The organism is Streptomyces sp. P17, from assembly GCF_032436805.1.
In the GTDB taxonomy this organism is placed as follows: Bacteria; Actinomycetota; Actinomycetes; order Streptomycetales; family Streptomycetaceae; genus Streptomyces.
In genome coordinates this window covers 1-250 of the sequence record NZ_JAVRBF010001231.1, presented here as the reverse complement: position 1 = coordinate 250, position 250 = coordinate 1, and the positions used below count along the sequence as shown (strand labels likewise).

1 pseudogene is annotated in these 250 nt (G+C 42.8%); it reads left to right on the top strand.

Annotation, left to right across the window (positions count from 1 at the left end):
• Positions 1–250: pseudogene (locus RMT89_RS44520) on the top strand (DNA polymerase III subunit beta); the annotation flags it as partial.

Genomic DNA, 250 nt, shown 5'->3' with positions numbered 1-250 from the left:
CACGCAAAGGGGTATTAGAAATTATGCGTTTGCTGGCGAATGACGAGCAACTGGTTAGTTTAAGTTTAGGGCAAAATCATATTCGGTTAAGTGATAGCAGCTTTAGCTTTAGTAGTAAGCTGATTGATGGTCGTTTCCCGGACTACCGCCGTGTATTACCCCGTAATAGCACCAAGCTAGTGACTGCACATCGTTCGGTATTAAAAGATGCCTGTACTCGCGCTTCTATTTTATCAAACGAGAAATATCG